This is a genomic window from Protofrankia sp. Cas3, assembly GCF_963555955.1.
In the GTDB taxonomy this organism is placed as follows: Bacteria; Actinomycetota; Actinomycetes; order Frankiales; family Frankiaceae; genus Protofrankia.
Genome location: NZ_CAUVXP010000072.1, coordinates 18,036 through 28,263 on the forward strand (window position 1 = coordinate 18,036; position 10,228 = coordinate 28,263).

The window sequence follows — 10,228 nt, forward strand, 5'->3', positions numbered from 1 at the left end:
CGGACGCGGTCAGGAACAGGCGACGTTGGAAATACCGGCAGCCGCGCCCACGACCTGATTGTCGCAGCCGACCACGTTCCCGAGGTCCTTCTCGTGGATGTAAACCCCGAAGCCCGCGGCGTTCACCACGAGCGTGTTTTTCCGGATGATATTGTGACGACCCCAGCCTTCTTTCACCACATGCTCCTGGATGCCATCCTTGATGGCCCCGCCGGGCTTACCGGTGTTTTTCTCGACGATCCACCCGTTGCCCTTGAGATCAATCCAGGAGTCGCCCCCGGCATCGGTCATCCTGTCGCTGGACAACATGTTCTCCGAGATGACACCCCCGGCGGTGCCCTCTTTGATGTCGATGTTCTCAGCAGTCGTACCAGCGATGTTGTTGCCGATGATGAAGTTGCGATCGCTGGCGTCCGGGCTACAGTTCGAGATCTTGCACCAGTTACTTTCGGCGCTGCCGACGTAGATACCCTCGCCGAACTTCTCCGACCGGTGTCCGGTGTCACGGACGGTGTTTCCGGTCACCAGGTTGTCCGAACTGAAGTCACGTAGGTGGATGGCCTCGTCCCCGATGGCGCTGACGCTCAACCCGGCAATGACGCTGTGCTGGGTGGCATCCGCCATCACGCCTTTCTTGCCGTTGCGAACGCTGAAACCGACCAGCCGGATGAAAGCCGCATGGTCGAGGTGCAGAATGTAGTCGGTGTCATTCCCGCCGTCCAGCACCGCGTTACCCGAACCGCACAGCCAGATCGGCTGGGCTTCGCTGCCCGCCTTCGTGATGACGAACCCGCCGACATACGTCCCGTCGGCCATCCGGATGACAGAGCCCGGGCTCGCCGACGCCAGCGCGCTCGTGAGGTCGGCGCCATCGTGAACAGTGGGAGCGCTCTGCGGGCATGTCACCTGCCGTGTCTGGCCGGTAGCCGCGAAACCGTCTGCCAGTGCCGTCGGCGCCTTCGGGGCGACCGGCTTCGCATCATCACCATGACAGGAGGCGGTCACCGCTGCGATGGCGACGGCCGTGGTGGCCGCCACGAGCAGTAGGGACCGCCTCTGACGCATGGTGACAGCTGTCACTGAGGGTCCCTGCGCCCGTTACGGTCGCGGCCTCGGCCGTTGCTGTAGGACATCGTCGCCCGTGCCGGCCCGACCGCGTCGAGCTTGATCACCGACACGCCCTCGTCGCTGACGATGGTCGTGGTGTCTTCATCGAGACCGTTCGGGAACGCCTGAGAGTCAGATACGTGACCGGTCCACTGCGGGAACCGGTCACCTGACGGGGAGGCCTCCGGCAGGAGCGGCGACCGGAGGTCGTCGCCGTAGCCGTTCCCATAGCCGTTGTTGCCGTTGCCGTTCCCATAGCCGTTGTTGCCGTTGCCGTTGCCGTTCCCATAGCCGTTGTCGTTCCCATGGCCGTTGTCGTTCCCATGGCCGTTGCCATGGACGTTCAACGGGTCGTCCTTGGGCTCTCGAAGCCGGTCGCGCTGGAACCTTACGTCCATGGTCGGGTTGTCGTCATGGCTGACATGAGGACGAGCCCGGTCGAGTACCCGGCTGTTGAACGTCTCGGTCGGGCCGTCCACCGGCGTCTGCCGCGCCGCCGGCACCAGCGGGGCACCCGGAACTGCGGGACCGGTACCGGGGGCGAACCAGGGCGCGTCGGCGGGCCGGGGCTTGCCGCCCGGCCGGTGCTCCGCCGCCGCGATGTCGGCCGCCGCCGCGGTGCGGTAGGTCGTCGAGCGAGGCACAGCCTGCCCCGGGACTACCGGTATCGGCTCGGAAGCAGCCGAAGCCTTCGACCGGACGGCCGCCTCGACCGGTCCCGGCGCGCCCTTCGCGCGGCCAGCCTTGATGACGTCGGCTTTCGGTCCGGTGCCCGTGGTCATCCGCTGCACCAACAGGTCCGACTCGGGATAGGGATGCTCCGCTGCCCGTTTGCGCCAGCGCCGGCCGGTCCGCCATCCCAGGATCGGCAGCAGGGCCATGAATGCCCACACGAACAGCGCGGGGTGTCGCTCGAAGATCGAATACCAGGGCCGCTCGACCCGCGGAATCCAGTTCGACACATCGTTGGCTGTGAGAGCCGCGAGGGTGATTCCGGTGGCCTTGTTGATGTCCACCGCGCGCCAACCGCGACCGGACAGGGTGTTGTTACCTATCGTGGTCCCGTCAGCCTGGCCCCGAATCGTGATCGCGAACTCCGTCGACCCCGCTATCGTGTTCCGACTGATGACGTTCGTCGGGGCGTCCTGGGTGATGATTCCCATGCGCCCGTCGGACAGCTTGTTGGTAGTGATCGCCGTCCGCTTGGCATCCGGCCCCACCTGTAGCGCGGCGTCGGTCACACCGCTGACGGTGTTGTCGATGATCTGGGTGCCGTTCGCACCGCTCTTGACCACGATGCCCACCGAACTGCCCGAGACCGTGTTGCCGCGGACGGTCCCGTCCTCACCGCCGAGGACCCGAATGCCGTACCGGCCGTTGTCGGTCAGCTTGTTCGCCTCGATGACGGTGCCCTTGATCTGGTTGACCTGCACACCGGTTGCCGTGGCGACGATGCCGATGCCACGACCGTCCAGGGTGATGCCGTCACCACTGTTGCCCGAGATCGTGCTGCGCATCACCCGGGAGCCCGACGCGCGGTCGATGGTCATGCCGTCACCGTGGTTGGCGATGGCGGTGCTACCGGAGATAAGGGTGCTGACCGCGTCCCGGTGGATGGCAAGACCGGCACGGTCGTTGCCCTCCAGTCGGACGTTGATCATCTGAACACCCTCGCTACCGGAGATGTAGGCACCCCACACGTTGTTGATGAACGTGGAGTTCGCCGCACCGCCGGTACTGGGCTGACCCTTGCTACCCGTCCAGGCGAGCCCACCGGAACGGCCGTTCCAGAAGCCGAGGTTGGACACGCGCGCGTTGCGCACGACCAGCTCGCCACCCATCGTGCGGATGTAGGCACGCCCGTCAACCACGTTGAGGTCGGGTTTGAGTTCCTTGACATCCCAGGATGTGACATTCATCGGTTGCTGAGCGTTACCACCGTTGATCTCGAGGGCGCCGCGCCAGCTCGTCAGCGCTGCGAACCCCGCGGGGCTGCTGGCCAGACGCAGCGTCCCGTACTTCGAGTCGATGATGAGGCGTGCGTTCGGCCCGACCACGATGTTGATCTGCACCAGGAGCGCACCGTCGACCTCCTTGCGCATACCGCCGGCCGCGACAACCTCGTCGACCGTGTAGGGAACCGGACGTCCCGGCAGCAGCAGCGTGGAAAGGGTGCCCTGGTTCTGCACGATGGCCGGCGCCTTGAGCACGCCGAACTTCGCGAACGTCGCCCGCAGTCGAATGTCCTCGGCGTCGAGCAGGTTGGCCTGCCGCTTGGCGTCCGCGGATGTGACCGGGGGCAACGGCGGCAGTGCCGCCGCCGTTGCCACGCCCACGATGCCTGGAACGGCCATGAAGCCTGGAACGACGACCAGGAGCATACCGACGAGCGCGCCGCACACGCGCACGCGCGCCCGCCGCGGTGGCCGGTGGCGGGCGTCGGAGGCCGAACGCTGGGCACCGGAGAGTCCAGACATCGGGGTAATCATGAAACTCCGATCATTTTTGACTCATCCGAACGGACGCGTCCGACTGCCCCTCGCCGCCGATCAGGTCGGCGCGGCGGGTCAGCCAGCCCTGCTTGTTCATGGTGAAGAACGCCCATGTCTTGATCGGAAGTGCGACAACTACGATCATCAGAACGACCACCGGGAGGATGAAGATGTCCCGCGGCTGCTCCCGCAAGTGGGAGAATCCACGCACGGCGCGTCCGCCCAGGAGCCATGCGACCGCGATCAGAGGGGCGTTCGCCTGCGGTCGCGCGATCCAGAACCCGAGGTAGGTCATGGCCACCCCCATGGTGACCGGGGTCAGCAGGATCTGGAGAACGCTGATCTGGCAGATCAACGGCTGCCGGAACAGCCAGCCCTTGTAGATCGCCGTGAGGTAACAACGGTAGGAGTTGCGGCTCCAGCGGACCCGCTGCTTGATGAACGGTTTCAACTTGTCCGGGAACATCGAGATCGCACGGGCCGAGTCCTGGTGCATGGTCTTGTAACCGGACGCCAGGGTGAGCCAGGTCAGCCGGCCGTCGTCCCCGGCGATGCAGCGCCGGCCCAGGAAGAACTCGTTCTCCAGGTTGTGGAGCACCGGAGCGATGGCCTCCCGGCGGTAGGCAGCCGTCCGGCCGGAGAGACAGGCGACCGCGCCGGCCCGGCCCTGCGCCGGTACGTAGTCGAGGTAGCGGATGTCGACCAACCAGTTCGCCACCCGGCGCCAGACGCTGGTGCGCGCGTTGTAGACGCTCTGGCGGGTACCGACCCCGCCGACCTTGGGATCGACGAAGGGCATCTGGACCGCGGCGAGCAGGCCCGGCTCCCAGGCCGTGTCGGAGTCGCAGAGCACCACGATCTCCTTGGTGGCCGCGGCGATGCCGACGCCCAGCGCCGACCGCTTGCCCTCGTGCACGAAGGGCATCACCCGCATGACCGGATTCTGCCGAGCGTGCCTGGTCAGCCGCTTGATGAGTTCGACGTCCTCGACATCCGGGACGATGATGAGCTCATCAGGACCCTGGTCGAGCCAGGTCTTGAGACAGCGTTCGATGACGTCAGGGTCTTCCCGGAAGGAGGGAACGACGACGGACGTCGAGGCGCGGAAGTCATTCTCGATCGGCTTGTAGCGAGAGGACAATAGCCGTCGGAACAACCACACGGACCACGAGACCACTCCCGCGATCCCCAGGGGAACGACACCCCAGTACGATCCGATGCGGTCGATCACGGAACTGAGCACGTCCATTGCCTAACGGTTTCCCTCCGGAGGCTTGCCGAAAGACCTACCCGAGAAACTGTAGATGTCCGTCGGCCTACCCTCTTCATGTCGGCCAAAGAATGGTCGTCTGACGTGAGGGCCGAACAACCCCCACTCCCGATAGCAGTGCGGGGGGCACGTTAGCAGTGTGACGCAAATCGCACGGACACCGGGGGTGCCGTTGCTACCGAACGCGCTTGTACCGCTACAAGAAACGCCGATTACGTTGAGTAATTTTACTTTAGGTTCACCAAGTGCAAGCATAATCTTTCTTCTCCGCAGCCCATGGTCCGAACGTGACGCACGTTAACGGATCATGTCAAAGCTGCGACACCCAAGGTAACATTACTGTCAACTGGGGGTTTGCAACATATCATGGAAGCAACAACAGTTGTCGGTCCGTTGAGAATTTCAGTGATCGGAACCGGCTATCTGGGCGCGACCCACGCCGTCTGCATGGCCGAGCTGGGGTTCGAGGTCATCGGTGTCGATGTGGACCCGAACAAGATCGCCCGTCTTGCCGCCGGTGAAGTGCCCTTCTTCGAGCCCGGACTGGAGGAACTGCTCCGCAAGAACCTGGAGTCCGGCCGCCTGTCCTTCACGACCTCCCTCGCGGAGGCCGCGACCGGGGCCGACGTCCACTTCATCTGCGTGGGCACTCCGCAGCACCCCGGCTCGAACTCGGCGGACATGCGTTACGTCGACTCCGCGGTCAGTGGACTGATCGCGGGCGGGCTTCGTCCCGGCTCGCTGGTTGTGGGCAAGTCCACGGTTCCGGCCGGAACCGCCGCCCGGCTCGCCGACTGGCTGGGCGCCCAGGCGCCCGGGGTGGAGCTCGCCTGGAACCCCGAGTTCCTGCGGGAGGGCTTCGCCGTCGACGACACGCTGCGCCCGGACCGGCTCGTCTTCGGCGTGCGGGCCGACGGCACGGCGCAGGAGACGCTGCGCCGGGTCTACGGATCGGTGATCGACGCGGGAACTCCCGTCGTCGTCGTCGACTACCCGACCGCCGAGCTTGTCAAGGTCGCGGCGAACGCGTTCCTCGCCACCAAGATCTCTTTCATCAACGCCATGGCCGAAATCTGCGAGGTGACCGGAGCCGACGTCACTCACCTGGCCAAGGCCATCTCGTACGACACCCGGATCGGCGGCCGCTTCCTGCACGCCGGCCTCGGTTTCGGCGGTGGCTGCCTACCCAAGGATATCCGGGCCTTCCAGGCACGCGCAACCGAGCTCGGCGCAGGTGAGTCCGTGAAGTTCCTCGCCGAAGTGGACGCCATCAACCTCCGCCGGCGCAGCCACACCGTCGCGCTCGCCACCAGGTTCCTGGGCGGGCGCGCTACCGGCAAGAAGGTCGCGGTCCTCGGCGCGGCCTTCAAGCCCAACTCCGACGACATTCGTGACTCCCCGGCGCTGGCCGTGGCGAGCGCCCTGCACCAGGCCGGTGCAACCGTCGCCGTCTATGACCCGGCCGCGATGGAAAACGCCCGGCGGATGTATCCGGACCTCACGTACGCCGACAACGCCGTCGACGCCGCGACCGATGCGGACATCGTCCTGCACCTCACCGAATGGATGGAGTTCCGCGAGCTCGACCCGGCCGCCCTGACCGCGGTCGTCTCGACCCGCACGATCATCGACGGCCGGAACACCCTTAACCCCGTCCAGTGGCGTGCCGCCGGCTGGGAGTACCACGCTCTCGGCCGGCCGTAGGCCCGTCGGCGAGCTGCTCCAGCCACCCGATCCGTCCAGCCGTCCGGTGTCGGTGTCGGTGTCGGTGTCGGTGTCGGTGTCGGTGTCGGTGTCGGTGTCGGTGTCGGCCGGAGCGTCATACCTTGATCGGTATGGCGCTCCGGCTCGGCCGCCGCTCCGACAGGCGAACGGATCGGCAGGCGAAACGATGCGGACAATTGCCGGGCCGGTGATCGACGAGTTTCGTCAACAGCATCCGTACAATCACCGTGAGAATCATCTACCGCTATAAAGATCCCGGCCGGCTCAGCGAGATCGCGCCCGATCGGGCGCCGCGACAGCCGATATTCCGCGAGTCCACCGTACTGGTACCGTAGGCGGGAGAATTTCGGAATTGACTGTGAATCTGGTGATCATACATACAGTGATCATGAGTACAGCGGCGGACCGCCGGGGGTCGACAGATGAACGATGGGAACGGATCGTACCTGCCTGACGTACCTGGCCCGTCAACCACCCGGTCAACTGACCGCGGGATCATTGTTCCATCGCCGCCGGCCCGAACCCGACGGGCTGTGCTGGGTTCGGCACTCGGCCTGCTGGGCGTGGCCGCGACGGGTTGTTCGAAGCCCAAGCGTCCCTTCGACCCGGCCAGCGAGACTCTTCCGCCGGACCCCGCGGCGCCATCCGGCGCCGCTACGAACGCGGCGCCGCAGTTCTTCGACACCGGCGCCGCGGATTTCTTCGGCAAGGGTCTCGTTCCGGAGCAACGCGCGACCTTCGGTCTGGACCGGGCGCAGATACTGCCCTCCGACGACCCTCGTTTCCAGAAGATCGTCCGAGTCTCACTGCCGGCGGGCGACACGTTCAACAACCCCGATGCCGAGGTGTACAACGACGGTAACACCTATGGCGGCTCCCAGCTGTTCGTCGCTATGGACGGCCGGCCGACCTACGAGATGTACCTGCGCTACTACGTACGCTTCCCGCATGATTTCGACTTCAACAAGGCGGGAAAGCTCCCCGGATTCTACGGGGTCATCTACAACAAGGGCGAGGACAAGCGCACCGACACCGACAGAAATGGTTTCGCCAGCCGGTTCGCCTGGCGAAAGGACGGTGAGGGCATTGTCTACTCGAACACCGCCCGCCCGGACACGCCGATCAAAGTTTCCGGCAAGAAGACGTGGACGTGGGAGACCGGCAAGTGGATCTGTGTCGAGCAGGGCGTCCGGATGAACTTCGAAACCGTCTCCCAGGGGCTGCTGGCGGTCTGGATCGACAACAAGGACACTTTCAAGGAACACGGCTATAACCCGCGTATCTCCGACAAGGTCCGCATCGGTGGCATCATGTTCTCGGCCGTGTACGGCGGTGGGGACCGGTCATTTGCGCCCAAGACGGATACCACGATCGATTTCGCCGCCTTTGCCATCGCAGAACAGCGAGTGGGTCCCCTGCCCGACCCTTCGCGCTGAGATCCACCCCTGTTGCGGGGTGCGCTGATTTCGGGCACACCGCGTGCCGTACAACCACACGGGGCGACATCCACGGTAGAACGTCCTCCATCCGCATGTGAGTAATCCATGGTCCTGGAGGCGTCATGTTCCCGGTTGCCCTGTTTCACCCCAAGCCAATCAGATTCACCGTGCGGAGACGACAGGTCCACCGACGGAGCCTCGTCCGGGGCGTCGCACTGGCGATGGGCCTGCTGGCCACATTCGCGGCCGTTTCCTGGGGCTCACCCGCGGTCGCCGAGACGCGGGCCGGGACTCCACTGCCCGCGACGCACTGGTACATGGTCCCCACCGCCGCCAACGGCTGCCAGCTCAACCTGCGGTCCGGTCCGGCAACCGGCTACCGCCTGATGGCCCACCTTGGCGGTTGCGCGAGCGGACCGTGGTGCTGGTACCAAGAGCGTGACTGTGCCCGTGGAACGGTGGACGAGGTGATCGGCGGGCGCTACACCTGCCTCGACGGGCAGCGCCGCGCCGTCACATCGGATCGCTGGACAGTCGTGGCGCTGACCAGCTTCAGGTGGGCGTATGTCGCATCCCGCTGCGGGTGGGCACGCCAGCTGTAACCGACCGGGGCGATGCCAGCGAACCCTTCAGGTGCTAGCGAACCCTTCAGTTCACTGGTAGTGAACACGTTGCCACAGAGATGACTACCAGGTGCTTATCGGACGCTACGAATAGTGGTAAGACGGACGGTGACAACGGCGTCACACATAAGGAATCCGATGATGACCACGGTTCGCCCTCTCGGCGGCAGCGCAGTGGAGAACCTCGCTGCCGCCCACGCTCATTTCACGGCAACATACGACCTGGGATTTGTCGGTCTGTCCTATCTGCTGGCCGCCGTAGGTTCGTTCGCGGCCTTGGCGAGCGCGGCCCGCATCCGCGCGACCCGCGGCGGCAGGCGACTGCGGTGGATCACAGTCACCGCAGTCGCGCTCGGCGGCGGAGCGGTCTGGTCCATGCATTTCGTTGGTATGCTCGCCTATCATATCGGACCGGACATCACGTTCAGTCTATCTGAAACACTGCTGTCCCTGGGTATATCCATCGCCGGTGCCGCCCTCGGCCTCTGCGTCGTCGGGACCAACCCGTTCAACACGACCCGGTTGATTACCGGCGGGGCGTGCACCGGTTTCGCGATCACAGCGATGCATTACACCGGCATGGCGGCCATGCGCACATCGGGAACCGTGACCTACCGAATGCCGGTCGTCGTCCTGTCCGTCCTCATCGCGGTGTTCGCGGCCACCATGGCGTTCTGGATCGCCCTGCACGGTGTGGGTCGCGGGCCCGGTCCACTCGGACTTCACCGCAGCGCCCGGGCCGACCTCCAGACGTCGTCGGAGGATGGCACCTTCCTCGGCTCCCTGGGCGGCGCCAACCATGTCATCACAGCGTCCGCAGTGATGGCCCTGGCCGTATGCACGATGCACTACACCGCGCTGGCGGCCACCCAGGTCACACCCGAGCCCAGCCTGCGCCCCCCGCTTGGATTCGATCCGTACTCGCTCGGAATCCTGACGACCTTCGGATCATCGATCATCCTGTTGTTCATCATTTTCGCGGCGCTCGGCGGGATCGGCGAACCGGATCTCGTCATTCGGCGCATCGGACCGAAAGGCGGGCAGCGGCCGTCCCGCGTCCACCGGGATCCCGCCGGCCGGCGTTCACCTGACGAGCGGTTCTTCCTGGACAAACCAGCCGGAATCAACGTCGATGAAATCGCTTTTGGACACGGTCGGACCGTCCATACCGCCGCGAAGCAGCCGGCCACGGCAACGCAACGCCCCTCGGGGCTGCCGCGCCGACGTTGATCCGAGGGTCAGCGTCGCGGCGCCCGGCCAGAGCGGGTGGACCGGGCGGCAAGCCCTGGCTGGCACTCCGCCAGATGCGTGTCAAAACCGTTCAGGTCCTGCCAGGTGACATGGCAGACCCGGCAGTGAGTGGCGTCCGGGTCGGTCCATCGGGCGCTGCAGCCACCGCATGATGCAGTCACCGGTAGGTCACGGGCTCGGGCCGGCTGACCGGCATTGCGGATCGGCAATGGCAGCATCGGCTGGGCCCGCCGCGGCGCGCGGGTTGACGGGGTTTGGCGTCGGATCGGCACCCGGTCATCCTGTCTCAGAACGTGACAACCGTCGCGCAACCTTTTCCGA

At 65.5% G+C, this 10,228-nt stretch carries 7 protein-coding genes; 4 read left to right on the forward strand and 3 right to left on the reverse strand.

Annotation, left to right across the window (positions count from 1 at the left end; translation table 11 throughout):
- Nucleotides 1-9 precede the first annotated feature (9 nt).
- The 3 genes from U9983_RS14860 to U9983_RS14870 are packed head-to-tail and all read right to left on the reverse strand — an operon-like array spanning nucleotide 10 to nucleotide 4,848.
- Nucleotides 10-1,065 carry a hypothetical protein gene (locus tag U9983_RS14860; protein WP_322754597.1) on the reverse strand — a complete coding sequence of 352 codons (1,056 nt, stop codon included), beginning with the start codon at nucleotides 1,063-1,065 and terminating at the stop codon, nucleotides 10-12.
- Between the two features lie 11 nt (nucleotides 1,066-1,076).
- A complete protein-coding gene (locus U9983_RS14865) occupies nucleotides 1,077-3,584 on the reverse strand; it encodes a right-handed parallel beta-helix repeat-containing protein (RefSeq protein WP_322754598.1) in 2,508 nt (835 codons plus the stop codon).
- A 22-nt stretch (nucleotides 3,585-3,606) separates the two neighbouring features.
- Nucleotides 3,607-4,848 carry a glycosyltransferase family 2 protein gene (locus tag U9983_RS14870; RefSeq protein ID WP_322754599.1) on the reverse strand — a complete coding sequence of 414 codons (1,242 nt, stop codon included), beginning with the start codon at nucleotides 4,846-4,848 and terminating at the stop codon, nucleotides 3,607-3,609.
- Nucleotides 4,849-5,235: 387 nt separating this feature from the next.
- Here U9983_RS14870 and U9983_RS14875 point away from each other — a divergent pair, with 387 nt between their 5' ends.
- From U9983_RS14875 to U9983_RS14890, 4 genes are all read left to right on the forward strand, one after another.
- The gene (locus U9983_RS14875; protein WP_322754600.1) at nucleotides 5,236-6,573 is read left to right on the forward strand and encodes a UDP-glucose/GDP-mannose dehydrogenase family protein; all 1,338 of its coding nucleotides are present in this window, start codon (nucleotides 5,236-5,238) and stop codon (nucleotides 6,571-6,573) included.
- Nucleotides 6,574-7,127: 554 nt separating this feature from the next.
- Nucleotides 7,128-8,030 (forward strand): polysaccharide lyase, encoded by a 903-nt coding sequence (locus U9983_RS14880; RefSeq protein WP_322754601.1) that lies wholly within the window; start codon nucleotides 7,128-7,130, stop codon nucleotides 8,028-8,030.
- 170 nt (nucleotides 8,031-8,200) lie between these two features.
- A complete protein-coding gene (locus U9983_RS14885; RefSeq protein ID WP_322754602.1) occupies nucleotides 8,201-8,635 on the forward strand; it encodes a hypothetical protein in 435 nt (144 codons plus the stop codon).
- Nucleotides 8,636-8,794: 159 nt separating this feature from the next.
- Nucleotides 8,795-9,886, forward strand: coding sequence for an MHYT domain-containing protein (locus U9983_RS14890; protein ID WP_322754603.1), 1,092 nt, complete (start codon nucleotides 8,795-8,797; stop codon nucleotides 9,884-9,886).
- The last annotated feature ends 342 nt before the right edge of the window (nucleotides 9,887-10,228 follow it).